Source organism: Metapseudomonas resinovorans (genome assembly GCF_002003485.1).
Classification (GTDB): Bacteria; Pseudomonadota; Gammaproteobacteria; order Pseudomonadales; family Pseudomonadaceae; genus Metapseudomonas; species Metapseudomonas resinovorans_D.
Map to the genome: position 1 here is coordinate 1 of NZ_BDMA01000085.1, position 23,814 is coordinate 23,814.

The 23,814-nt window shown below is 63.6% G+C and carries 19 protein-coding genes; 9 read left to right on the forward strand and 10 right to left on the reverse strand.

What is annotated here, in order from left to right; translation table 11 throughout:
• Window positions 1–142: 142 nt before the first annotated feature.
• A complete protein-coding gene (locus MnOB_RS23155) occupies window positions 143–901 on the reverse strand; it encodes an SDR family oxidoreductase (protein WP_077526660.1) in 759 nt (252 codons plus the stop codon).
• A 104-nt stretch (window positions 902–1,005) separates the two neighbouring features.
• Between MnOB_RS23155 and MnOB_RS23160 the strand changes: the two genes are divergently transcribed.
• The 7 genes from MnOB_RS23160 to MnOB_RS23190 all read left to right on the forward strand — a co-directional run bounded on the left by MnOB_RS23160 (window position 1,006) and on the right by MnOB_RS23190 (window position 6,999).
• Window positions 1,006–1,737, forward strand: a complete 732-nt coding sequence (locus MnOB_RS23160) for a HugZ family pyridoxamine 5'-phosphate oxidase (protein ID WP_077526661.1) — start codon at window positions 1,006–1,008, stop codon at window positions 1,735–1,737.
• A 65-nt stretch (window positions 1,738–1,802) separates the two neighbouring features.
• A complete protein-coding gene (locus MnOB_RS23165; RefSeq protein ID WP_077526662.1) occupies window positions 1,803–2,255 on the forward strand; it encodes an FxsA family protein in 453 nt (150 codons plus the stop codon).
• Between the two features lie 188 nt (window positions 2,256–2,443).
• Entirely contained in the window at window positions 2,444–2,737 is a 294-nt protein-coding gene (locus tag MnOB_RS23170) for a co-chaperone GroES (RefSeq protein WP_028628402.1), read from the forward strand.
• A gap of 47 nt (window positions 2,738–2,784) precedes the next feature.
• Window positions 2,785–4,425 (forward strand): chaperonin GroEL, encoded by a 1,641-nt coding sequence (gene groL / locus MnOB_RS23175; RefSeq protein WP_077526663.1) that lies wholly within the window; start codon window positions 2,785–2,787, stop codon window positions 4,423–4,425.
• 187 nt (window positions 4,426–4,612) lie between these two features.
• Entirely contained in the window at window positions 4,613–5,296 is a 684-nt protein-coding gene (locus MnOB_RS23180) for a response regulator transcription factor (RefSeq protein ID WP_077526664.1), read from the forward strand.
• On the forward strand, window positions 5,286–6,575 hold the full coding sequence (locus MnOB_RS23185) for a sensor histidine kinase (protein ID WP_077526665.1): 1,290 nt from the start codon (window positions 5,286–5,288) through the stop codon (window positions 6,573–6,575). Before MnOB_RS23180 ends, MnOB_RS23185 begins: the two co-directional genes overlap by 11 nt.
• Window positions 6,576–6,774: 199 nt before the next feature.
• Entirely contained in the window at window positions 6,775–6,999 is a 225-nt protein-coding gene (locus tag MnOB_RS23190) for a hypothetical protein (RefSeq protein WP_077526667.1), read from the forward strand.
• 188 nt (window positions 7,000–7,187) lie between these two features.
• On the opposite strand, the gene MnOB_RS23195 is transcribed toward MnOB_RS23190, so the two are convergent.
• The 7 genes from MnOB_RS23195 to MnOB_RS23230 all read right to left on the reverse strand — a co-directional run bounded on the left by MnOB_RS23195 (window position 7,188) and on the right by MnOB_RS23230 (window position 18,962).
• Window positions 7,188–10,241 carry a multidrug efflux RND transporter permease subunit gene (locus MnOB_RS23195; protein ID WP_077526668.1) on the reverse strand — a complete coding sequence of 1,018 codons (3,054 nt, stop codon included), beginning with the start codon at window positions 10,239–10,241 and terminating at the stop codon, window positions 7,188–7,190.
• A 26-nt stretch (window positions 10,242–10,267) separates the two neighbouring features.
• Window positions 10,268–11,419, reverse strand: a complete 1,152-nt coding sequence (locus MnOB_RS23200) for an efflux RND transporter periplasmic adaptor subunit (RefSeq protein ID WP_077526669.1) — start codon at window positions 11,417–11,419, stop codon at window positions 10,268–10,270.
• A gap of 241 nt (window positions 11,420–11,660) precedes the next feature.
• Window positions 11,661–13,292: a methyl-accepting chemotaxis protein gene (locus tag MnOB_RS29840; RefSeq protein ID WP_077526670.1), complete on the reverse strand. Its 1,632-nt coding sequence runs from the start codon at window positions 13,290–13,292 to the stop codon at window positions 11,661–11,663.
• Window positions 13,293–13,759: 467 nt separating this feature from the next.
• Window positions 13,760–14,854: a DUF1513 domain-containing protein gene (locus MnOB_RS23210; protein ID WP_077526671.1), complete on the reverse strand. Its 1,095-nt coding sequence runs from the start codon at window positions 14,852–14,854 to the stop codon at window positions 13,760–13,762.
• 1 nt (window position 14,855) lies between these two features.
• On the reverse strand, window positions 14,856–15,920 hold the full coding sequence (locus MnOB_RS23215; RefSeq protein ID WP_077526672.1) for an imelysin family protein: 1,065 nt from the start codon (window positions 15,918–15,920) through the stop codon (window positions 14,856–14,858).
• Window positions 15,921–15,930: 10 nt separating this feature from the next.
• Window positions 15,931–17,358, reverse strand: coding sequence for a di-heme oxidoreductase family protein (locus tag MnOB_RS23220; protein ID WP_077526673.1), 1,428 nt, complete (start codon window positions 17,356–17,358; stop codon window positions 15,931–15,933).
• A 269-nt stretch (window positions 17,359–17,627) separates the two neighbouring features.
• Window positions 17,628–18,962: an imelysin family protein gene (locus tag MnOB_RS23230; RefSeq protein WP_077526675.1), complete on the reverse strand. Its 1,335-nt coding sequence runs from the start codon at window positions 18,960–18,962 to the stop codon at window positions 17,628–17,630.
• A 203-nt stretch (window positions 18,963–19,165) separates the two neighbouring features.
• Here MnOB_RS23230 and MnOB_RS23235 point away from each other — a divergent pair, with 203 nt between their 5' ends.
• Together MnOB_RS23235 and MnOB_RS23240 are read left to right on the forward strand one after the other, a co-directional pair.
• Complete coding sequence (locus tag MnOB_RS23235; RefSeq protein ID WP_077526676.1) at window positions 19,166–19,738, forward strand: LemA family protein; 573 nt, start codon at window positions 19,166–19,168, stop codon at window positions 19,736–19,738.
• A 1-nt stretch (window position 19,739) separates the two neighbouring features.
• On the forward strand, window positions 19,740–20,645 hold the full coding sequence (locus MnOB_RS23240) for a GIDE domain-containing protein (RefSeq protein WP_077526677.1): 906 nt from the start codon (window positions 19,740–19,742) through the stop codon (window positions 20,643–20,645).
• A 191-nt stretch (window positions 20,646–20,836) separates the two neighbouring features.
• Here MnOB_RS23240 and MnOB_RS23245 read toward each other — a convergent pair whose 3' ends face one another.
• Both MnOB_RS23245 and sodB read right to left on the reverse strand, forming a co-directional pair.
• Window positions 20,837–22,903 carry a putative bifunctional diguanylate cyclase/phosphodiesterase gene (locus MnOB_RS23245; protein ID WP_077526679.1) on the reverse strand — a complete coding sequence of 689 codons (2,067 nt, stop codon included), beginning with the start codon at window positions 22,901–22,903 and terminating at the stop codon, window positions 20,837–20,839.
• A gap of 287 nt (window positions 22,904–23,190) precedes the next feature.
• Entirely contained in the window at window positions 23,191–23,772 is a 582-nt protein-coding gene (gene sodB / locus MnOB_RS23250) for a superoxide dismutase [Fe] (protein ID WP_077526681.1), read from the reverse strand.
• Between the last annotated feature and the right edge of the window lie 42 nt (window positions 23,773–23,814).

A 23,814-nucleotide genomic window follows, 5' to 3' on the forward strand; every position in this document is an offset into this window, starting at 1 on the left:
GTGTAATCGCGCTGGCTACGTCGTACACCTTCTGCCATGGAGCGCTCCTGAAAATAAGGGCAAAGGTGTAAACCTTATTCAGGACGGGACATCTGAAATAAAAAAGCCCCGCAATTGCGGGGCTTTTTCTTGGGGTTTGGCCTTACAGGCGCAGGCCGCCGTCCAGCTCCAGGACACGACCGGTGTAGTAGTCGTTCTCCAGGATGTAGGCAACCGAGTGGGCGATTTCCAGCGGTTTGCCGAGGCGGCGCAGGGGGATGCCCGAGGTCATCTTTTCCAGGGCCTCCGGCTTCATGCTGGCGACCATGTCGGTCTCGATGAAGCCCGGGGCGACGCCGGCCACACGGATGCCGTAGCGAGCCAGTTCCTTCGCCCAGACCACGGTGTCGGCAGCCACACCGGCCTTGGCGGCGGAGTAGTTGGCCTGGCCCATGTTGCCGGCGCGGGAGATGGAGGAGATGTTGATAATCGCGCCCTGGTTATCCAGTTCGATCATCTTGGCGGCGACTTCGCGGGTGCAGAGGAAGACGCCGGTCAGGTTGACGTCGATCACCGCCTGCCACTGGGCCAGGCTCATCTTGGTCATCTCGCCGTCCTTGACCTTGATGGTCAGGCCGTCGCGCAGGATGCCGGCGTTGTTCACCAGGCCGTTGATGGCGCCGAAGTCTTCGGCCACCTGGGCGACCATATGGGTCACCTGCTCTTCGTTGGCCACGTTGCAGATGTAGGCACGGGCATCACCACCGGCAGCCTTGCAGGCGGCTACGGCTTCATCCAGCTTTTCCTGGTTCAGGTCCACCAGGGCGAGCTTCGCGCCCTTGGCGGCCAGATACTCACCCATGGCGCGGCCGAGGCCCTGGCAACCACCGGTAATGATGATGACCTTGTCTTTGAGTTGCATGAGAATCCCCTCGAATAACTGTCGCTTTGCCCCCGCTTGCGCCGTTAAACCGCTATTCTGGGCGCTCGTCCGTTTTCGACGGATTCTTTGCGAGGAGTCATAAGGTGAGCGTGAAAGCCGCAAAGCATGCACGAGAAATGCTGCTCAAGGAATACCAGGGGGTGCTGTCCACCCATTCCAAGACCATGCCGGGCTTCCCTTTCGGATCAGTGGTGCCCTATTGCCTGGATGCCGAAGGCCGACCGCTGATCCTCATCAGCCGCATTGCCCAGCACACCCATAACCTGCAGAAAGACGCCAAGTGCTCACTGCTGGTGGGCGAACGCGGCGCCGCAGACGTCCAGGCCGCCGGACGCCTGACCCTGCTGGCCGAAGCACGCCAGATCAGTGACGAAGCCGAGGTGGACGCTGCTGCCACTCGCTATTACCGCTATTTCCCCCAGGCCGTGGACTACCACCGCACCCACGACTTCGATTTCTGGCGCCTCGAACCGGTGCGCGCTCGCTTCATCGGCGGTTTCGGCGCAATCCATTGGGTGGATCAGCTCGTTCTGGCCAACGCCTTCGCCGGCGAAGCCGAGATCAGCATGCTGGAGCACATGAACAGCGATCACGCCAATGCCATCGCCCACTATGTAGAACTGGCCGGCTTGCCGTCCGACCCGACGGCGGAGATGGTCGGAATCGATTCTGAAGGATTCCACCTACGCATCGGTCAGACGCTTCATTGGTTGCCCTTCCCAACATCCTGTAACAACCCAGGCGCAGTCCGTCAGGCCTTGGTACAGCTGGCTCGCGCTGAATCCTGGCCGACCGGTGGCGAGGCGGTGGCTTGAATTGGGAGGAGGGCGACTTCATCTAACGGATTATCGGAAGCCGTTCTTCCGCCAAGGACCCCCAGATGCGCGCTTTTCTCTTTCTGTTCCTGCTCTTTCCACTGATCGAGCTGGCCGTCCTGATTCAGGTCGGCAGCGCGATCGGCATCCTGCCCACCCTGCTGCTGGTCATTGGTACCGCCGTGCTCGGCAGCGTGCTGCTGCGGGTAGCCGGTGTCGCCACTGCCTGGCGTGCTCGCGAGCGCCTGGCCCGTGGCGAGGTGCCTGAGCAGGAAGTGCTCGAGGGCCTGCTGATCGCTGTCGGTGGCGGCCTGCTGCTGCTCCCGGGTTTCATCAGCGACATCATCGGTCTGTTCTGCCTGATCCCCTTCACCCGCCGCCTGTTCATCCGCAACCTGCGCCAGCGCGCAGCGGCCCAGGCCATTCGCCAGCGCGCCTTCGCCGACGACCTCGCCGCCCGCAGCGGCCAGACCCGTCCGAACGTGATCGAAGGCGAGTACGAGCGCCGCGACCGCTAGTTTTTTTTGTGGGTGACCCTTGAAATGCCTGTTGGCGCCCCTATGTATCGGTCACCGCAAGGTTCTTGCCTGTTGGCAGGTCAGATTCCAGCGGCGCGCCCGTCGCGCTGCAACCGGCCCCGCCGGACATTACCAACCCACCGGTGCGCGCACCGGTCGAAAGACAACACTATTGGGAGAGATCGACAATGAAGCTTCGTCCTCTGCATGACCGCGTCGTCATCCGTCGCAGCGAAGAAGAGACCAAAACCGCTGGCGGCATCGTGCTGCCGGGTTCGGCCGCCGAGAAGCCGAACCGTGGCGAAGTCGTCGCTGTAGGCACCGGTCGCCTGCTGGACAACGGCGAAGTGCGTCCGCTGGCCGTCAAGGTCGGTGATCAAGTGGTGTTTGGCCCGTACTCCGGCAGCAACACCATCAAGGTCGATGGCGAAGAACTGCTGGTGATGGGCGAGAGCGAAATCCTCGCCGTCGTCGAAGCCTGAGTCTCGCGAATCTCCGCCTACACACCAAAGAATTGAGGATCAATTAAATGGCTGCTAAAGAAGTCAAATTCGGCGATTCCGCCCGCAAGAAAATGCTGGTTGGCGTGAACGTACTGGCCGACGCCGTTAAAGCCACCCTGGGCCCGAAAGGCCGTAACGTGGTTCTGGACAAGTCCTTCGGCGCTCCGATCATCACCAAGGACGGCGTTTCCGTTGCCAAGGAAATCGAGCTGAAAGACAAGTTCGAGAACATGGGCGCCCAGCTGGTGAAAGACGTTGCCTCCAAGGCCAACGACGCTGCCGGTGACGGCACCACCACCGCTACCGTTCTGGCTCAAGCCATCGTCAACGAAGGCCTGAAGGCCGTTGCTGCCGGCATGAACCCGATGGACCTGAAGCGCGGCATCGACAAGGCCACCATCGCCATCGTTGCCCAGCTGAAAGAGCTGGCCAAGCCCTGCGCTGACACCAAGGCCATCGCCCAGGTAGGCACCATCTCCGCCAACTCCGACGACTCCATCGGCAACATCATTGCCGAAGCCATGGAAAAAGTAGGCAAGGAAGGCGTGATCACCGTTGAAGAAGGCTCGGGCCTGGAAAACGAACTGTCCGTCGTAGAAGGCATGCAGTTCGACCGTGGCTACCTGTCCCCCTACTTCATCAACAAGCCGGACACCATGGTCGCCGAACTCGACGGCCCGCTGATCCTGCTGGTGGACAAGAAGATCTCCAACATCCGCGAAATGCTGCCGGTCCTGGAAGCAGTCGCCAAAGCCGGCCGCCCGCTGCTGATCGTCGCTGAAGACGTTGAAGGCGAAGCCCTGGCTACCCTGGTTGTGAACAACATGCGTGGCATCGTCAAAGTCGCAGCCGTCAAGGCTCCGGGCTTCGGCGACCGTCGCAAGGCCATGCTGCAGGACATCGCCATCCTGACCGGCGGCACCGTGATTTCCGAAGAAGTCGGCCTGTCCCTGGAAAGCGCTTCCCTGGAGCACCTGGGTAACGCCAAGCGCGTTGTCCTGAGCAAGGAAAACACCACCATCATCGACGGCGCTGGCGCCCAGGCTGACATCGAAGCCCGCGTTGCCCAGATCCGCAAGCAAGTCGAAGAAACCACCTCCGACTACGACAAGGAAAAACTGCAAGAGCGTCTGGCCAAGCTGGCCGGCGGTGTTGCCGTGATCAAGGTCGGTGCGGCTACCGAAGTCGAGATGAAAGAGAAGAAAGCCCGCGTTGAAGACGCCCTGCACGCTACCCGTGCCGCCGTCGAAGAAGGCGTGGTTCCTGGCGGTGGCGTAGCCCTGGTTCGCGCCCTGCAGGCCATCGAAGGCCTGAAAGGCGACAACGAAGAGCAGAACGTCGGTATCGCCCTGCTGCGTCGTGCTGTAGAAGCTCCGCTGCGCCAGATCGTGGCCAACGCCGGTGACGAGCCGAGCGTGGTTGTCGACAAGGTCAAGCAAGGTTCCGGCAACTACGGCTTCAACGCTGCTACCGGCGTGTACGGCGACATGATCGAAATGGGCATCCTGGACCCGGCCAAGGTCACCCGTTCCGCTCTGCAAGCTGCTGCCTCCATCGGCGGCCTGATGATCACCACCGAGGCCATGGTTGCCGAAGTGGCGGACGACAAGGCCGGCCCGGCCATGCCTGACATGGGCGGCATGGGCGGCATGGGCGGCATGATGTAAGCCACCCGGCCATCCGGTTCGAAGAAGCCCCGCCTCGTGCGGGGCTTTTTCTTGCCTGCGAAAATGGGCGCAAGCGCCACGCGTGGGTATGATCGCTGGTTACGCGCTGACGGGAATTCCAGGCTGGTTCCCGGTCGAACGTGCTCGGGCCGGCAAGTGGCCATCGGTGGATGAATGGAGTTGCACCATGCGGATCCTGCTAGTCGAAGACAACAACGACATTCTCGGCAACATGGTCGATTTCCTCGAACTCAAGGGTTACTCCGTCGACTGTGCACGGGATGGCCTCTCCGGACTGCACCTGGCCAGCAGCGAGCACTACGACCTGGTCGTGCTAGACGTGATGTTGCCGGGGCTGGATGGCTACAACCTCTGCCGACGCTTGCGTGAAGAGGCACGGCGCGATACGCCGGTCATCATGCTCACCGCCCGTGATGCGCTGGATGATCGTTTGAAAGGCTTCAAATCCGGTGCCGACGACTACCTGCTCAAGCCTTTCGCCCTTTCCGAACTGGCCGCTCGCATTGAGGCCGTGCTGCGTCGTTCCCAAGGGGGCGGCAAGCGCAGCCTGCAGGTGGGTGATCTCAGCTATGACCTGGACACGCTGGAGGTCAGCCGCGCAGGCAAGACCCTTCGGCTCAATCCCATCGGTCTCAAGCTGCTCGCGGTGCTGATGCAGAAGAGCCCGCACCTGGTTCGCCGGGAGGCGCTGGAAGAAGCCCTGTGGGGTGATGACTGTCCTGACAGCGACAGCCTGCGCAGCCACATCCACCAGCTGCGCCAGGTGATCGACAAACCTTTCGGCAAGCCCCTGCTGCACACCATGCATGGCCTGGGCTACCGCCTGGCGGAGTCCGCTGATGGAGTTTAAGCAGAGCCTCGCCCGACGGATTCTCATCGCCTTCGTACTGATGACCGCCTTCGTGGGCGGCACCTTCGCGGTGGGGATCATCGAGGTGGTACATGTGATCGAGGAGCAGTTGATCTCCCGCGACCTGAACAACGAGCTCACGCGGGTCCTGACCCAGAACATAGCCCAGGGCCGGACGCCCAGCCTGGACAGCGATACCCGTTTCTACAGCAGCGATGGGCGCGGCCCCTACGCCCTGCCAGACAACCTCGCCGGCCTGAAGTTGGGATTCCATGAAGTCTTCGAGGGAGAGAACGCCTATCACGCACTGGTGCGCGAGATCGATGGCCGGCGCTATGTGATGCTGCAGGACCAGAGCGATTTCGAGGCCCGCGAGCAGGTGCTCTACCGGGTGGTAATGGTGGGCTTCGTCCTCAGCGTGTTGCTGGCGCTGATGCTGGGCTGGGTGCTGGCGCGCAAGGTCATCGAACCGGTGGTGCGCCTGGCCGGGCAAGTCCGTCATCGCGACCAGTTATTGGGCATGGCGCCTCCACTGGCGCCGGACTACGCCGCCGACGAGGTGGGGCAACTGGCCCAGGCCTTCGACGATACCCTCGGGCGGCTGCATGACGTGCTCAATCGCGAGCGCCTGTTCACCAGCGACGTCAGCCACGAACTGCGCACCCCCCTGATGGTGCTGGCTACATCCTGTGAGCTGCTGGCGGAGAATCGCCACCTCGATGCGCGCGGGCGTGCCCATGTGCAGCGCATTGCCCGTGCTACCGAAGAAATGCGCGAGCTGGTCCAGACGTTCCTGATGCTGGCGCGCGCCCAACGCGACGAAACCAGCGGGGCGCCCCAGGCGAGCCTGACCAGCGTCGCCAGCGATCTCGCCAACCAGTGGCGCGAAGCCATCGAGCAGAAGGGCTTGCGCTTCGAGTACCAGCCCGGTACACGCCAGGACCGCCCCTACAATGCGTCCTTCCTGCGCTCGGTCCTCGGCAACCTGCTCCGTAACGCGCTGCACTACACCGACTCCGGCAGCATCCGATTGGTGCTGAAGGAGGGCGGCTTCGTGGTGGAGGACAGCGGTGTCGGCATCCCCGAAGCGGAGCGTGAAGCCATGTTCCGTCCGTTCGTCCGAGGGCCGGCGAAGCGCGGCGATGGCCTCGGGTTGGGGCTTTCGCTGGTACAGCGGATCTGTGACAACCAGGGCTGGACGGTCAGCCTGGGCGCCGTTGAGCCCACCGGTTGCCGCTTCGAGGTGAATCTCGGAGGTCGATCCGACTTCGCCAATTAAGTTTTTTTCTCACCCTTTGACCTTTCTAGAAGCACCCCCTGCGGACCCGGCACGCCCGGCACCGACCGTCGAGCAAGCGGGCAGCCCTGCGCGACTTGTGGCAGTTTAGGCGCCACTCGTCGCTGAGCGCGGCGGGTTGGTAAGTGCTGATCTACGGTTATGAAGCAGCGTTTGGCAGCGCTATCAAGGGGTTGCGATCATGAAATTAGAAGTCACACGAGCTTTGTTTCTCGTCGGCGCTTTGGGGCTCGCCTCCCTGGCGGTGGCTGCGTGGCATGAGCCTTCGCCCTCCGTGGTCAGCGTCAACGGCCTCGGCTACTGCCCGTTACCGCCCAATGCGCGGTTGAAGGCGCAAGCGCAGCCGGACCAGAACCTGCTGCTGTTCATGTTCGGCCTGTCCCAGGGGCTGCGCGCCCAGGAGTAAGGTCCGAAAACCCCGCGTGAGCGATTGTTTTGCAGAACTCGGGTAAGGTGCGCCGCGCGCACCAACGGCGTTACCGGATTCCTTCAATCCCCATTCAGGCACAGAGCCGGTGCGCATGGCGCACCCTACGATGAGGCCGGCAAAGAAAAGCCCCGCAATTGCGGGGCTTTTCTTTATCGCGGCCGGGCTCAGTGGCTGGTCGCCGGCTGACCTTCGGACTGCAGGTCCTTCTTCGCCAGCAGCGTATAGACGCAGGGCAGGACGAAGAGGGTGAACAGTGTGCCGATGGACATGCCGGTGGCGATCACCAGGCCGATGTCGAAGCGGCTGACCGCTCCCGCACCCGTGGCGAGGATCAGCGGCACCATGCCGAACACCATCGCCGCAGTGGTCATCAGCACCGGACGCAGACGAATGGCGGCGGCTTCTTCGACCGCTTCACGGGCGGAAAGGCCCTTCTCGCGGCGCAACTGGTTGGCGAACTCCACGATCAGGATGCCGTGCTTGCTGATCAGGCCGATCAACGTAACCAGGCCCACCTGGGTGTAGATGTTCATGCTGGATACGCCCAGGAACAGCGGGATCAGCGCGCCGCAGATGGACAGCGGCACCGTGACCAGGATTACCAGCGGGTCGCGGAAGCTCTCGAACTGCGCAGCCAGCACCAGGAAGATGATCGCCAGGGCCAGTGCGAAGGTGACGTAGAGCGCGCTGCCCTCTTGCACGTACTGGCGCGATGCGCCGGCATAGTCGAAGCCATAGCCGCGCGGCGCTTCTTCGCGAGCGATCTGCGAGACGGTGTCGATCGCTTCGCCCATGCTCACGGTCGGGAAGCCTTCGATGATGGCCGAGTTGAGCTGCTGGAACTGCTTCAGGCGGGTCGGCCGGGCGCTGTCATGCACGCTGATCAGGGTCGACAGGGGCACCATGGCGCCGCTGTCACTCTTCACGTAGTAGTTGCTCAGCCAGCCCGGATTGTCGCGGTAGGCGCGCTCCACCTGGGCGATGACCTTGTAGCTGCGGCCGTCGATGGTGAAGCGGTTGATCTCACCTTCGCCCAGCAGGATCGCCAGGGTCGAGCCCAGGTCCTCCATGGAGACGCCCATCTGCGCGGCCTTCGCCCGGTCGATGTCCACCACCACTTCCGGCTTGTCGAACGCCAGGTCGACGTTGAGGAAGGCGAACTTGCCCGACTCCATGGCGCGCGCCTTGATCCGCTCGGTTACCTGCAGCAGCGACTCGTAGTCGTTCGGGGTGTTGATCACGAACTGGAACGGCAAGCCTTCACCGGTACCCGGCAATGAGGGCAGGTTGAAGCCGAAGATCTGCAGGCCCGGGATCTGGTTCAGCTTGCCCTGGACCTCGTGGAGCAGTTCCATCTGGGTGCGCTCGCGCTCGTCCCAGGGCTTGAGCAGGAAGCCGCCGATGCCGGACTGCACGCCGTCGAAGCCGTTGATCTGGAACGAGGAGTAGTACTCGGGGAACTCCTTGAAGATTTTCACGAACGCCTCGGTGTAAGCGTTCAGATAGTCCAGGTTGGTCGGTTGCGGGGCTTTGGCCATGATGAAGACGATGCCCTGGTCTTCATCCGGGGCCAGTTCGCTCTTGGTGAGCTTCAGCAGCACGGGGATCAGGCAGAGCACGATGACCGCGAACACCACGACTACCGGGCGGGTGTTCAGGGTGCCATGCAGGGCCTGCTGATAACGCCGCTTGAGACGGTCGAAGATCATGTCCAGCTTGTGCGCCAGGCCCGACGGGTTCTCGTCGTGGCGCAGCAGCTTGGAGCACATCATCGGCGACAGGGTCAGGGCGACGATGCCGGAGATGATCACCGCGCCCGCGAGGGTCAGGGCGAATTCACGGAACAGCGCACCGGTCAGCCCTTCGAGGAAACCGATGGGGGCGTAGACCGCGGCCAGGGTGATGGTCATCGAGATCACCGGCACGGCGATCTCACGGGCGCCCTCGATGGCCGCATCGAAAGGCGTCTTGCCCTCTTCGATATGCCGGTGGATGTTTTCCACCACCACGATGGCGTCGTCCACCACCAGGCCGATGGCGAGCACCATGGCCAGCAGGGTCAGCAGGTTGATGGAGTAACCCATCAACTGCATGAAGAAGAGCACCCCGATCATCGACAGCGGGATCGTGATCACCGGGATCAGCACCGAGCGGAAGGCGCCGAGGAACAGGAACACGACCACGATCACGATCAGCACCGCTTCGCCCAGGGTCTTCACCACTTCGTCGATGGAGGCCTGGATGAATCGGGTGGCGTCGTAGGCGATGGACACCTTGAGGTTCGGCGGCAGCTGGGATTCCAGCTCCGGCATTATGGCGCGCACATGCTTGATCACGTCCAGCGGGTTGGCGCTGGGAGTGCCCTTGATGCCGATGTAGACCGAGGGAATGCCGTCGAAGGAGCTGATGGAGTCGTAGTTCTCCGCGCCCATTTCCACCCGCGCCACGTCGCGCACCAGCACGCGGCTGTCACCGACGGTCTTCACCGGGATGGCGCCGAAGGCATCAGGGGACTTGAGGTCGGTGGTGGCATTGATGCTGGTGACGACGTACTGGCCCTTCACCTCGCCGGCGGCGGAGAGGAAGTTGTACTTGCGCACCGCGTCGTTGACGTCGTTGGCGGTGATGCCATAGGCCGCCATCCGCACCGGGTCCAGCCACAGGCGCATGGCGAAGACCTGGTTGCCGAGGATTTCCGCTTCGGCCATACCCGGCAGGGTCGCCAGTTTGGGCTGGATGACCCGCGAGAGGTAATCGGTGATCTGTGGATTGGACAGCTCGTCGCTGTAGAAGCTGATGTACATCAGCGCCGAGGCGTCGGCCGCTTCCTTGGACAGCACCGGGTCTTCGGCGTCCTGCGGCAGCTGGTTCTTCACCTCGTTGGCCTTGGCCAGCAGTTCGGTGAAGAGGCGGTCCGAGTTGGCGCCGATGCGGGCGTAGATCTGGATGACCGACATGTTCTGCTGGCTCGACGACGTCATGTAGTCGATGCCTTCAGCACTGGCCAGGCTCTGCTGCAGTGGCTGGGTGATGTAGCCCTGGATGGTCTCGGCGTTCGCGCCTGGGTAGGCGGTGGTCACCGTGATGAGGGCGTTTTCCATCTGCGGGTACTGGCGGATCACCAGCTTGCTGAAGGCCTGGAAGCCCAGCAGCACGATCAGCAGGCTGACCACGGTCGCCAGTACTGGGCGACGGATGAAAGGATCTGTGAAAGCCATGTTCCGTTCCTTCGCGCGCGTGTCGCTTATTGGGCGCGGGCTTGATTGTCCGGTTTGCTGGACAGTGTCTCGTCGGGCGCGACGGCGACGTGGGAGCCGTTGTCCAGTTTGAGCTGGCCGGAAGTCACCACTTGTTCACCGGCCTGGAGGCCCTTGAGGACTACGACCTTGCCATCGCGGCGCTCGCCGGTTTCGACGAAGCGGCGCTCCACCACCAACTGAGCCTCGCCGTCCGGGCCTTTCTCGGGTTGGCCTTCGGCATTCTTCTTCTCGTCGATCACATACACCGAGTTGCCATAAAGGGTGTAGGTGATGGCGCTTTCCGAAACCACGACGCGGTCCTGGTCGCCCGGCAGCAGCACCTCGAGGTTGGCGAACATGCCCGGCAGCAGCTTGCCATCGGGGTTCTGCAACATGGCGCGCACCTGCAGGTTACGGGTGGCTTCTTCGACCTTGGGGTTGAGCGCGGCGATGTCGCCCTCGAAGGATTCGCCCGGGAATGCGGCGACGCTGATGCGCACTCTCTGACCAACCTTCAATAGCGGAGCGGACTGCTCCGGCAGGAAGAAGTCGACGAACAGGGTGTCGAGGTCCTGCAGGGTGGCGATGATGGTGCCCGAGGAGAGGAAGTCGCCGACGTCCACCTGGCGGATGCCGATGGTGCCGGCGAAGGGCGCGACGATGCGCTTCTTGTCCATCAGGGCCTTGAGTTGGGCAACCTTGCCAGTGGCGGCCTGAAGCTCCGACGACAGGCGATCGAATTCGCTCTTGGAGATGTTCTGCCGGCTGACCAGGCTGCGGCCACGCTCGAACTCGACGCGGGCCAGGGACAGTTCGGCTTCGGCGGTGGCCAGGCTGGCGCGTTCGACGTCGCTGTCCATCTGGATCAGCGGTTGGCCCAGCTTGATCTTCTCGCCGGAAAGGAAGAGTACGTCCTGGACGGTGCCGCTGGCTTCCACGGTGAGGTCGACGCCCTGGAAGGCCTTCAGCGAACCGATGGCGGGCAGGCGGCTTTGCCAGGGCTGCTCGATAGCCTTCTCGGCAGAGATGCTGATGGGGGGCTGCGGCGCAGAAAACTGCTGGATCTGTTGGTAGATCGAGAAGCCTTTATAGGCAGCAAGGGCGAGCACCACGAGGGCAACGACGCCCAGCATGATGAGCATGCGGCGGAGCAACATATTCCGGTTCCTTGGCAGGGAAGAGTGGCCTGGGAATAGGCGAGGGAAGCACCTTAGTACCAGAGTTAGACCAAGTCAAAGACAAGAAATTGCAGAACGTTGCGTTTCGGTATTTTGCGGTTTATGCGCTGCGGAGATCGCTGAAGATCGAGTCAGATCGGTGAATTTGTTCGGGCAGGAATCCGACCTTTCTGATCGAGGGGACAAGAGGCGGCGGCACTTCCCTGTGCCTGCCGTCAGGTCAGGCGTGGAGACGCGCCGTGAGTTGAGTGAGGTCGCCGGAAAGACCGTGCAGGTGCTGGCTGGCGCCCTGGGTACGTTGCACGTTCTCGTCGTTGGTGGTGGCGATGGCGGTGATCTCGGTGAGGTTGCGCGAGATGTCCTCGGCCACCGAGGTCTGTTCTTCCGCCGCGGTGGCGATCTGACGGTTCATGTCGCGGATGGCTTCGACCGCATCGGTGATGCGTTGCAGCATGGCGCCGGCTTCGGTGACCTGGGCGACGCTTTCTTCGCTGCGGTTCTGGCCGTTCTCGATGGCGCGCACGGCGTTGAGGGCGCCGGTCTGCACCGTGTCGATGATCTGATGGATTTCCGCAGTGGATTCAGCGGTGCGCTGCGCCAGGGTGCGTACTTCGTCCGCGACCACGGCGAAACCCCGGCCCTGGTCGCCCGCGCGGGCGGCCTCGATGGCGGCGTTCAGGGCCAGCAGGTTGGTCTGTTCGGCGATGCCTCGGATCACCTCCAGCACCTTGCCGATGCGGCCGCTGTCGCTTTCCAGACGACGGATCACTTCGGCGGTGTTGGCGATTTCGCTGCGCATGCCGGTGATGCTGTGGATGGTCGCCTGCATCACCGCGCCGCCCTGCTGTGCCGAGTGGTCGGCCTGGTCGGCCGCACCGGCGGCTTCGGCTGCGTGGCGCGCGACCTCCTGGGCCGTGGCGGACATCTCGTGCATGGCGGTAGCCACCTGGTCGGTGCGGGAGAACTGCTCGCGGGTGCCTTCAGCCATCAGGCTGGCGATGGCGCTGAGTTCGCCGCTGGCGTTGTCCAGTTGGGTGGTGCTCTGTTTGAGCCGATTGAAGGTGTCGGCGAGGAAGTCGCGCAGGGTGTTGGCGGCCACGGCCAGGCGACCCAGCTCGTCCTCGCGGCTGGCATCCACGCGTTGGCCGAAGTTGCCCTGGCTGAGCTGGGCGATGTGTTCGATCAGCGTGCTGATGGGGGCGATCAGGTTGCGGTTGAGCAGCCAGAGGCTGAACAGACCGATACCGATGCTCGACAGCAGCATGACCGCCAGGCCGATGTTCACGGTGCTGTCGGCGCTGGCACTGATGGCGTCGGATTGCTGGCTGCCACGGGCGTGCAGTTCGGCGACCAGGGCGCTCATCTGCTCGCTGGCGGCGCGGTCGATGCCCTTGACCGCAGTGTCGCCGGCTACCGGATCGGCGCCAGCCGCGATGAAGGCGTCACGGCCCTTGCGATAGGCGATGCCTAGGTTGCGGTGCTCATTGCGCAGGTTCTCCACTTTCGTCCGCAGTGAACCGTCGTCGAGGTCGCGGGCCTTGTCCAGCAGCTTGCCGAGCACGGCCTGGACCTTGGCTTCCTGGCCTTCGAATTGGCTCCAGTACTTGTTCAGGTTCTCCGGGGTCTTGCCGCGAAGGAGGACGTTCTTCCATTCCTGGACCTGCACCTTGAACTCGAGGTTGGCTTCATCTACCAGGCTTGAAGCTTCCAGCGTGCCGTCCACCAGCCCGCGATAAGACTGGATGCCGCCGGAGAGGAAGTGGAAACAGGCCAAGGCGATCAGCAGGAGCAGCAGCAAGCTGCCGCCGAGCAGGGTGAGGATCTGGCCGCGCAGGGAGCGTCGCAGAGACATGGTGTTGCGCCTCTTGGAAAAGGAAAGGAGATGTGGGCTCTCTACCAGACGAATGTTGCAGTTGTGTGATCGCCGGAAGGGCGCATTGGGGGACGTCGGGCAGGCATTCACTTAGTCGGCACGGCGAGGTGCCACTGAAGGGCGCAGGCAGGGAATTTGTGGGGTACGGAAGTGCCAGGAGCCCAGCGGTGGCGGGGCTTTCGCTCGGAGATCAAAACAGTGAGGGAATTCAATTGAACTTGGGAAACCACGTCCTGAGGATGTGGTCATGAGTCGCCGGCTCTGCCTGTGACGATTCGAATGCTTGGGCCAGCAGGATGACGCCGATCGGGTAGGTCCGGACCGAGCTAAAGAGGTCGGTGTTGTGCTCGGTGGTTCGCCCCCTTCCAGGGGGCTACCGCAAGTCCACGTTCTACGAACGTGGATGTTTACTCGCGATTGAAATCGCTCCCACAGGAAATGCCCCGTCAGGCCAGGTGCAGGTGGTTGTCCCAGAAGCTGGCTGGCAGTTGCAGCGGGGTGGCGGTGATCTGTTCGCTACGGCAGTCGTAGACGCGGCAGCGGCCCTGGCCGGAGGTGACGACGAAGCCGTCCTTCACCGCACCTACACCGGCGCAATCCGGCAGCGGCGCGTCGAGGCGCACGGCCCCGCTGTCCAGGTCCCAGATGAAGAAGCGGTTGCCTCGTGGTGCGGTGAGGGCGACCAGGCGCAGCTCATCGTGGATGGCGACGCTGGCGGTGTACTGGACCATTGCCAGGCGCTGTTCGTCCTCCAGCGGGAAGGGCTGGAAGGGCTGGCCGGGACGCTTGATGGCGATGAGGTCGGCGCGATCAGTGGCATCGCCCATGTACTGCTGGCCGGCGACTATGGTGCCGTCGGCACCGATGGCCAGGTGGCGGACGCTGTTCATCTGCTGCGGCAGGGTTTCCTTCGACAGCAGGCTGCCGTCGCGCCGCATCAGTACCAGGCTCGGTTCCATGGCGTCGAGGTTCATCTCCACGCGGCTTTCGGCCTCGGTTCGGATGCCGCCGTTGGCCACCACCAGGGTTTCGCCGTCGGGCATCCAGGACACCTGGTGCGGGCCGAGTCCGTGGGTGGAAAGCTCACCCTCGTGGATCAATTGGCCGGACTGATAACGGTAGCGGCCGAGCATGCCCCGGCCCGGATCGGTGGTGTCGTTCTCGGTGGCGTAGAGCCATTCGCCGTCGCGATGCCAGACGCCATGACCGTAGAAGTGGCGGTCCTTCTGCGAGGTCAGCGTCTGCAGCAGGTGGCCGTCACGCAGATCCACCAGGTAGCTTTCGGTGCCAGGACGACGGGCCACGAAAAGCGCCACCGGTTCGCTGGGATGCTCGACGATGTCGTGGCACCGCTGGCCGACACGGGTGGCGAACACCTGCGTGCCGTCCAGGCGGTAGCCCACGGCGTAATGCTGGCCGTCGGCATCGTCGCGGGCGGAGAGCAGCAGGGGCGATTCGCCCTTGCGGCTCAGGGTCCAGCCGCCCAGGCCAACGGCACCGAGCAACAGGCTGGCAAGGGTGAGGACCTGGCGCCGGAGCATCTCAGTCACCGTCGTTGGCGTTGAAGCCGAGTTGCACATTCAGGGCCTTGGCCAGTTCGCCGGAGTGCAGGCGCTGGACACGGTCCAGGCTGTCGTAGAAGTCGTTGACCTGCTTGCGGCCTTCTTCGCTCGCCAGCATCTCACCCAGGGGCTGCTTGATCGCATCGAGCTTGCCGCGCGCTTCGGCGTAACCGGCGTCGATCTTCTCGGCCAGGGCCTTCTGGTCGTCGCCCAGCAGGCTACGGATGCCATGCTTGTCGGTGCCCTGCCAGAGGGTTTCGGCGCTGGCCAGGGCGGCGGCGACGTTGGAGAGGGAGCTGTCGCTGCGCCAGGCCTCGGCCTGCATCGGCTGGGGCAGGCCCTTGGTCTGACGGCCCAGCGGGGTGCCGAGCTTCTTCTTCAGGGTATCCAGGGCGGTGACCTGGACCCGCAGCAGCTCGGAGATGGCTTCGTGGGAGTCGGCGTAACGCTGGTTGGGGAACTTGCTCAACTGATCGAGCATGCCGTCCTTGCTGTTCCAGCGCGCGAGGATGTCTTCGGCCAGGGTCTTCTGGCGCTCACCAATGGCCTCCAGCAGCGGGCAGTAGCGCGACTTCTGGGCGCTGTCGGCCATGTCCAGATTGCTGTCGAAGAGGATGTATTCGTAGGCGGACAGGCCCTGGACCACCACGCTGGCCTTGGCCAGGGCGGCGGCGTCGACGTCAGGCTGGGCCTTGACCAGCTGTTCCACCTGGCGACCGACCAGGTTCTTCTTGTCCGGCCAGAACTGCACCTGCCAGGCACGGTTGCCTTCGGCCAGCGGGCCGACCATCAGCGGCTGCAGCTCGGCCCAGGCTTTCTGCGCTGCGAGGAAGTCGGCGCGGGCCTTGGCCAGGTCTTCCTTGCCGGAGCAGAAGGCCAGGGCGCTGGAGGCGAGCTGGCGGTCGGCTTCGACCCAGCGGCTGTAGGTCGGCAGGATCACGTCCTTGGCCAGGGCCGCGGCGGTCTGCGCCTGCTGGTCCTGCGGGGAGCAGGCACCCAGGGCCAGGGCGGCGAGGCTGGTGAACAGCAGTTTGGGACGGAACATGCAGGGCTCCTTATAGGGAATTCAGGAAGGCCAGCAGCGCGGCACGCTGCTCGGCGTCGTATTTGAGAACCTTCTGCTTCGCCGCTTCCGCTTCGCCGCCGTGCCAGAGAATGGCCTCCAGCAGGTTGCGCGCGCGGCCGTCGTGCAGGAACTGGGTATGGCCGCTCACGGTTTCGGTCAGCCCGATGCCCCAGAGCGGCGGGGTGCGCCAGTCGCGGCCGGTGGCCTGGAACTCGGCGCGGCCGTCGGCCAGGCCATCGCCCATGTCGTGGAGCAGCAGGTCGCTGTAAGGGCGAATCACCTGGTTGGCCAGCTCGGGTTCGGCGGCATTGGCCGCAGTGGTGAAATTCGGGGCATGGCAGGACTGGCAACCAGCCTGGTGGAACAGGCCCTTGCCTTCCAGCACCTGCGCGCTGTCCACATCGCGGCGGGCCGGTACGGCCAGATTGCGGGTGTAGAACAGTACGAGGGACAGGATGTTGTCGCTGACTTCCGGCTCGCCACCACTCACTGCGGTCTTGCAGGCGGTCTGTGCCGCCGTGCAGTCGTCCTTCGGCAGGGAAGAGGTGGTCAGGCCCATATCACCCGAGAAGGCGTGAAAATTCTGTTGATTCAGGTTCGGCTGCCCGGCCTTCCAGCCGAAGCGACCGGTCACCGTCTTGCCGGCGACGTCGTCCCAAACCTGGTTGGCGCGGCCGCGGATGCCATCGCCATTGGCGTCATCGGGGTCTGCATTGGCGAGGATCGCCGCTTCAGGAATCACCTCCAGCAGGCCCAGGCCGATCATGGGCGGGGCGATGCGCGCGGAGAACAGCGCGTCGGGATGCATCGCGCCATAGCCGAGTTGGGAGATTTCCAGGCGTGGCTTGCGCAACTCCACCGTCGTGCCGTCGGCGAAGGTCACAGGCACGGGGTCGTAGCTGACCCGCACCTTGCCCTCGGGCGCGACACCGGGAATCGACACGTCCTGCAACTGGCCACCGTAGACCGGCTCCGGCACCACGCCTAGGCGTTCGAGTTGCCGTGCGTGTTCGGCGGACGCGTCAGCCGGAATCGACAGGCGTACCAGCATCGACACGGCGTTGTTGGCGCCGGCGGCTGGCGGGTGGCCGCGGCCGTCCTTCACGTGGCAGTTCTGGCAGGCATTGGTATTGAACAGGGGGCCGACGCCGTCGCGCGCCGTGGTGGTGGAGGGCGCGATCACCCAGGGGTTGCGAAAAAAGCTGTTGCCCACGCTGAAGTCCAGCCTGCGCGAAGGCGTCAGGTTGGCCGAGGGCATGGAAAAGGCGTTGTGGTCGAACTGGCGGACCGTCGCTGCACCGCCGGGCAGGTGCTCGCCGGGCTCGGCCTGGGTGAACCTCGGCGCGTCGTCACAGGCACTGAGGCCAAGGGCCAGCAGCAGGGGCGACAGGCGGCGAAAGGCCGGTGGAGCGAGCATTGGCGGGGTCCGGTCGGCAATAAACAGGCCGGCAAGCTTATCAGGACTGGGGGCTCTGAATAAGAGGGATTTGCGTTTGGCTTACATTCTGGAACTGAATGAAATTTCCATTGATGTAGGGGCGATTTCAATCGCCAAGCAGGACGAAGTCCTGCCCTGGAGCTGTGCAGGGGCGGCTTCGCCGTACAAGGAAACGCTTGGAACTACCGGGCACAAAAAAAGCGGATGCGGCACTGGGCCGCATCCGCTTTTGATTACCGCTACGTCGATCAGAATTCGTGATCGGCGTTGTCCGGCTTCAGATCGGTGATGCCGAGTTTGCCAGCGGCATCCTCGATGGCACCGGTCTGCTTGACCAGGGAGGCGATGGCGTCACGAACCAGTTGCTGGCCGGCGGTGTTGTCGGCGGCGATCAGTTGGTCGAAGTGCACGCCCTTGTTGGCGCTGTCCACCAGGGCTTGCAGCTTGCCTTCGGTGGCTTCCAGGTCGGCCTTCAGGGTGGTGTCGGTCTGGGCGTCAGCCTTGGCCACCAGGGAGGACAGGCTCGGACCGGTCAGGGTGGTGCCGTCGACCTTCTTGTACTCGCCCAGGTAGACGTTGCGGATGCCCTTGCCGTTGTAGAAGTGCGAGTTGTGGGTGTTGTCGCTGAAGCAGTCGTGCTCGTCTTCGGTGGAGTTGGCTTCCAGGGCGACTTTCATGCGCTCGCCAGCCAGTTCGCCGAGGGATAGGCTGCCCATGCCGAACAGCATCTTGCGCAGGCCGGCTTCGGCCGGTTCGGCTTCCAGTTTGGCGCGGTAGTTGTCGGCAACGCCCGACTTCCACTGGCCAACCATGAACTCGAGGTCGGAAACCAGCAGGTCGGTCGCGGCCTTCAGGTACTGGCGGCGACGCTCGTTGTGGCCGCCGGTGGCGCCTTCGCCAACCACGTAGTCGGTAGCGGGACGATTGCCGGCGCCCGGGCCGGTGCCGTTCAGGTCCTGGCCCCAGAGCAGGAATTCGATGGCGTGGTAGCCGGTGGCGACGTTGGCTTCGGAACCGCCCAGCTCGTTCAGGCTGGCCAGCTTCTCACCGGTGATTTCGGTGACGTCGAGCTTCTCTTCGCCGACCTGGATGGTGGTGTTGGCGATGATGTTGGCGGTGGCACCGGGGTTGCCCAGGGCGTGCTGGTAGTCGCCGGCGACGTAGTCGATCAGGCCTTCATCCAGCGGCCAGGCGTTCAGCTGGCCTTCCCAGTCGTCGACCACCGGGTTGCCGAAGCGGAACACTTCGGTCTGCATATACGGAACGCGAGCGGCCAGCCAGGCTTCACGGGCTGCCTTCAGGGTGTTGGCGTCAGGCTTGGCGAGGAAGGCGTCAACGGCCTTCTGTAGGTTCACGCCGGTAGCGTGCGCGTCGGTGAAGACGGCGAGGGCGAGGTCGGCGTAGTGAGCAACGACTTTCTTGGCCTCGGCCTCATCGACCTTGGTGGTTGCAGCCGGGGCGGCGGCAGTGGTGGCCGGTGCGGTGGCTTGCGGTGCTGCAGCTTCTTTCTTGTCGTCACCGCAACCGGCGAGGGCAATGGCGACGGCGAGCAGGCTGGCGGCAGCCAGGGGCTTACGAATCAAGGGCGAGGTCCTTTGCTTCTGGGTGATGGCAATGTGAAAGTTGCGCAGATGAAAACCGCAACATAATGCGAAAGATTTTCATTTTTGGAAAGGTGGATGTCGGGCGTTTTGCAACAGCTGTGTACGGGGTCTCCGCGTCCCTGGACGAATGCCATTAGAATCGCCCGGTTCCCCATGACCCGCAGCCTGAAGGAGAAGCCTGCATGAGTCTGACCAGCGTTGCCCTGATCGTGGTCCTGCTACTTGTCGCCGCCTATGCGGTGATCCTCTACAACGCGCTGGTGCGCCTCAAGCACGGTGTCGGCAAGGCCTGGTCGAACATCGAGGTGCTCCTCAAGCAACGCCATGACGAACTGCCCAAGCTGGTGGAGACCTGCAAGCAGTACATGCAGCACGAGCGCACCACCCTGGAGCGCGTGATTGCGGCGCGCAATGCGGTGGCCAGTGCCCGCGAGAAAGGTGACATCGGTGCCCTTGGCCAAGCCGAGAGCGGCCTGCGTGCCGGCCTCGGGCAGCTCTTCGCCCTGGCGGAGAACTATCCGCAACTCAAGGCCAACGAGAGCTTCCAGTTCCTCCAGCAGCGCATCAGCGGCCTGGAGAACGGCATTGCCGATCGCCGCGAGCTGTATAACGAGGCGGTGAACCTGAACAACGTGCGCATCGAGCAGTTCCCGGATGTGATCATCGCCGGCCTGTTCGGTTTCAAGGCCGCCGAGCTGTTGGAGTTCAGCGAGGCGGAGAAGGCCGACGTCGACCTCAAGAGCCTGTTCAGCTGATATGGCAGTGGATGTAGCCGGGCTGGCCATCAGCCTGGGATTCAGCTTGGGTGCCTTTGCCGGCGGCGGCTGGTGGTGCCTGCGCCGCCTGGCCCAGGCGCGGTTGCTGCTGGATACGCCGACCTCGAAGATCCGCTCCGCGGCCCAGGGCTACGTGGAGCTTTACGGCATGCTCCATCCCAACGGCGACGGTCAATTGGTGGCGCCCCTGACGGGCAAGCCCTGTCTCTGGTGGCGCTACCGCATCGAGGAGTACAGCGAGAGCGGCAAGAGCAAGAGCTGGCGGGTGGTGGACAGCGGTGTCAGTGATGGCTGGCTGCGTCTGGTCGACTCCACGGGCGAGTGCCTGATCGATCCCCGCGGTGCTGAAGTCCGCCCGTCCACCCGCAAGGTCTGGAAAGGCCATCAGCGTCATCCTCGGGGTGCCCTGGTCTCCGGAGGCCTGAGCGGCTGGCTGTCTGGTGGCGAATACCGCTACACCGAAGAGCGCCTGCATGCCGACGAGCCGCTGTATGCCATTGGCGATTTCCGTACCAGTGGCGGTGGTCGTCAAGGACTCGACCTGACGACGGCCCAGGGCGCTGTGGTCCGCGAGTGGAAAGGCGATTTCGCCGGCCTGCTGCAACGCTTCGACAGTAACGGCGATGGCCAGCTGGACGAGGCGGAATGGGGACGCGTGCGCCTGGCTGCCAAGCTCGAAGCCGAGGACCGCCATCGCCACACCAGCGCGGCGCCTGCCGTGAACCAGATGCGCCGTCCAGTGGAGTCGCAACCCTTCCTGCTCTCCAGTCATGGCGAGGATGTGCTCGCACGACAGTTCCGTTGGCAGGCCCTGTTCGGCGCGGTGCTTTGCATCGGTGGTGCGGTGGCGACGGTCTACCTGCTGAGGGTGACCGGACTGATGTAGGGTGGATCACGCTTCACCGATCCACCATTGGCGTTCGGCGTGGCGGGGAGGTGGATGGAAAGAGCGCCATCCACCCTACGGGGCCGCTGCGCGACCCTTTGCGAATGAATTCGCCCCCACAACAGGAGTCCTGTGCATTGCGCGGGAAACCCCCTCTCCCTTCAGGGAGAGGGCAGGGGAGAGGGTTGGCGTTAGAGCGTGGCGGGATTGGAGGCCGCGTTGGACAGGCGCCGGGCCTGCTTGAGGTAAAGGGTGAGTTCGCGGGCAGGTAGGGGCTTGCTGTAGAGGTAACCCTGACCCTCGTTGCAGCCCTGGGCGATGATGTAGGCCTCCTGCTCGGCAGTCTCCACACCTTCCGCGATTACCTGCATGCCGAGGTTACGCGCCAGCTGGATGATGGCGCGGACGATGGTGGCGTCGTCCTCGTCTTCCAGCACGTCCTGCACGAAGCTCTTGTCGATCTTGATCTTGTCCAGCGGCAGGCTCTTCAGGTAGCTCAGCGAGGAGTAGCCGGTCCCGAAGTCGTCGATCGCGATCAGCGCACCGGAACGGCGCAGGCTGAGCAGATGCTGGGCGGCGGTGGAGATGTCTTCCATCAGGCCGGTTTCGGTGACTTCCATCTCCAGGCTGCGCTGCGGCAGGCGATAGACCTGAAGCAGGTTGTTCACCACCCGAGGCAGTTCGGCGTGGTGCAGCTGCACGGTGGAAAGGTTGATGGCCATGCGCAGTTCGCTGAAACCCTGGTCATGCCATTCGCGAAGCTGGCGGCAGGCCTGGTCCAGCACCCATTCGCCGATGGGAATGATCGAGCCGTTCTGCTCGGCCAGCGGGATGAACAGATCCGGCGGGACGAAACCGTGCTGCGGATGCTGCCAGCGCAGCAGTGCTTCGACGCCCACGACGCGGTGGTCGCGGTAGTCCACCTGGGGTTGGTAGACCAGGTGCATCTCGCCACGGTTGAGGGCTTCGCGCAGGTCCTTTTCCAATTCGCGGCGGCGGCGCATCTCGCTGTCGACGCTGGCGATGTAGAACTGGTATCGGTTGCGCGAGCGGCTCTTGGCCAGGGTCATGGTCTGCTCGGCTTTCTGCAGCAGCTTCTCGGTGCTGTCGCCATCCTCGGGGAAGAGGGTGATGCCGATGGTGGCGCGCAGGCGAACTTCCTGCTGCTCCAGGGAGAAGGCCACTTCCAGGTCGTCCAGTACGGCCTGGGCCAGCTCCGCCGCCTCGTAGGGTTGCTCGATGTCGGCCTGCACCAGGGCGAACTGGTCGCCACCGAGGCGTGCCAGGGCGCCGAGGCGGCCGCTGTGGCCACGCAGGCGGTCGGCCAGGGCGATCAGTAGCTGGTCGCCGGTCTGGTAGCTGAACTGTTCGTTGACGCCTTTGAAGTCGTCCAGGCCGACACAGAGCACCGCCACACGGCGTTGCAGGCGGCCGGCGTCTTCGAGGATCTGGTCGAGCTGCTGCTGGAGTTGCTGACGGTTGGGCAGGCCGGTGAGGAAGTCGTACTGGGCCATGCGCAGCAGGCTGTTCTCGGCTTCGCGGCGCAGGTGGGTGTTGCGTTCGATGGAGGCCAGCAGGTCGTTGGCGGTATTTATCCACAGGCCCAGTTCGTTCTTCTCGTTGCCCTTGAGCATGGGCAGCTTGTGTTCGCTGGGACGGTCGGGATTGATGCTGGAGAGGTGCTCGATGATCTTCGACAGCGGCTTGGTCAGCAGCCAGTGGTACACGAGGTAGAGCACCAGGCCCATGGCCAGGGCGCGGAGCACGCCGGAGATGAAGATGATGACGGAGCTGGTGACGAAGTCTTCGCCGTAGGGGGCGGTATCGAGGGTGATGCTGAGGTCGCCGTAGTACTCGCTGTAGGGGCTGCGGCCGACCAGTTGGGTGGTGAAGGTCTGTTCCTTGCCGAGGATGGGGTCGGTCAGCCAGCGGGTCGACAGTTCCATCAGCGGCCGGTCCTTCTCCGCCAGCATCGGCTCGTTGGGATGGCCGATGGAGGCGTGGCGCACCGATTCGTGCTGGAACAGGCCCTCGATCACCTGCATGCCCATCTCGCGATCCAGGCTGTACACCGCCTGGGTCGAAGGATCGCGGAACATGCCGAGGATCCGGTTGGCGTCATTGGAAACCGCCTGCCGCGTCTTGTAGACATCGAACACGATCTGCGCGCAGCTCAGCACCACACCGACTACCAGTGCGGACAGCAGCACCACGCGCAGCAGCTTGAGTGACAAGCTGTGTTTGAGATCCAGCTTCAAATGGAAATTCCTTGTTCGATGCCGCCAAGCGTCAGACGGGTGTGAGTATTGGCAAACAGACCCTGGCCGTCAAAGGGCCAGTATGCGTATGCCACTATTCAATGCATCGATCCACTGCCGGGATCGCCGCTTTCGATTCCCCCTCTCCTTTATGTCGGTGCGAACCGGTCCGACCTTGAGGGGGTGTCCGACAATTTTTCCCTTTTACCGCAACAAGACGACGAATGACGCGCAAAAATGAAGAAACCCGGCGAATGGCCGGGTTTCTCTTACCGCTGGAGCGGGTCTCAGGCAGCGTAGTTCTTGGCTACGAAGTCCCAGTTGACCAGGTTCCAGAAGGCCTCTACGTACTTCGGACGCAGGTTGCGGTAGTCGATGTAGTAGGCGTGTTCCCAGACGTCGCAGGTCAGCAGCGGGGTGTCGCCGCTGGTCAGCGGGCAGCCGGCGCCGATGGTGCTGGCCAGGGCCAGGGAACCGTCAGCCTTTTTCACCAGCCAGCCCCAGCCGGAGCCGAAGGTGCCGATGGAAGTCTTGGAGAACTCTTCCTTGAACTTGTCGAAGGAACCGAAAGCGGCGTTGATGGCGTCAGCCAGGGCGCCGGTGGGTTGGCCACCGCCGTTCGGGCTCAGGCAGTTCCAGTAGAAGGTGTGGTTCCAGATCTGGGCTGCGTTGTTGAAGATGCCGCCGGAAGAAGTCTTGATGATCTCTTCCAGGCTCTTGCCTTCGAACTCGGTGCCCGGAACCAGGTTGTTCAGGTTTACCACGTAGGCGTTGTGGTGCTTGCCGTGGTGGAATTCCAGGGTCTCGGCGGACAGGTGCGGCTCAAGGGCGTTCTTTTCGTAAGGCAGCGGCGGCAATTCGAAAGCCATGTCTATCTCCTTCATCATCAGGTCGGGATTTTTGCGCCAGGC

Excerpts from the sequence above, each read along its gene's own strand:
- MnOB_RS23220 (WP_077526673.1), bottom strand. The coding sequence starts at position 17,358 with ATGCTCGCTCCACCGGCCTTTCGCCGCCTGTCGCCCCTGCTGCTGGCC.
- MnOB_RS23190 (WP_077526667.1), top strand. The coding sequence starts at position 6,775 with ATGAAATTAGAAGTCACACGAGCTTTGTTTCTCGTCGGCGCTTTGGGG.
- MnOB_RS23235 (WP_077526676.1), top strand. The coding sequence starts at position 19,166 with ATGAGTCTGACCAGCGTTGCCCTGATCGTGGTCCTGCTACTTGTCGCC.
- sodB (WP_077526681.1), bottom strand. The coding sequence starts at position 23,772 with ATGGCTTTCGAATTGCCGCCGCTGCCTTACGAAAAGAACGCCCTTGAG.
- MnOB_RS23165 (WP_077526662.1), top strand. The coding sequence starts at position 1,803 with ATGCGCGCTTTTCTCTTTCTGTTCCTGCTCTTTCCACTGATCGAGCTG.
- MnOB_RS29840 (WP_077526670.1), bottom strand. The coding sequence starts at position 13,292 with ATGTCTCTGCGACGCTCCCTGCGCGGCCAGATCCTCACCCTGCTCGGC.
- MnOB_RS23170 (WP_028628402.1), top strand. The coding sequence starts at position 2,444 with ATGAAGCTTCGTCCTCTGCATGACCGCGTCGTCATCCGTCGCAGCGAA.
- MnOB_RS23180 (WP_077526664.1), top strand. The coding sequence starts at position 4,613 with ATGCGGATCCTGCTAGTCGAAGACAACAACGACATTCTCGGCAACATG.
- MnOB_RS23185 (WP_077526665.1), top strand. The coding sequence starts at position 5,286 with ATGGAGTTTAAGCAGAGCCTCGCCCGACGGATTCTCATCGCCTTCGTA.
- MnOB_RS23200 (WP_077526669.1), bottom strand. The coding sequence starts at position 11,419 with ATGTTGCTCCGCCGCATGCTCATCATGCTGGGCGTCGTTGCCCTCGTG.
- MnOB_RS23155 (WP_077526660.1), bottom strand. The coding sequence starts at position 901 with ATGCAACTCAAAGACAAGGTCATCATCATTACCGGTGGTTGCCAGGGC.
- MnOB_RS23215 (WP_077526672.1), bottom strand. The coding sequence starts at position 15,920 with ATGTTCCGTCCCAAACTGCTGTTCACCAGCCTCGCCGCCCTGGCCCTG.
- MnOB_RS23240 (WP_077526677.1), top strand. The coding sequence starts at position 19,740 with ATGGCAGTGGATGTAGCCGGGCTGGCCATCAGCCTGGGATTCAGCTTG.
- groL (WP_077526663.1), top strand. The coding sequence starts at position 2,785 with ATGGCTGCTAAAGAAGTCAAATTCGGCGATTCCGCCCGCAAGAAAATG.
- MnOB_RS23195 (WP_077526668.1), bottom strand. The coding sequence starts at position 10,241 with ATGGCTTTCACAGATCCTTTCATCCGTCGCCCAGTACTGGCGACCGTG.
- MnOB_RS23210 (WP_077526671.1), bottom strand. The coding sequence starts at position 14,854 with ATGCTCCGGCGCCAGGTCCTCACCCTTGCCAGCCTGTTGCTCGGTGCC.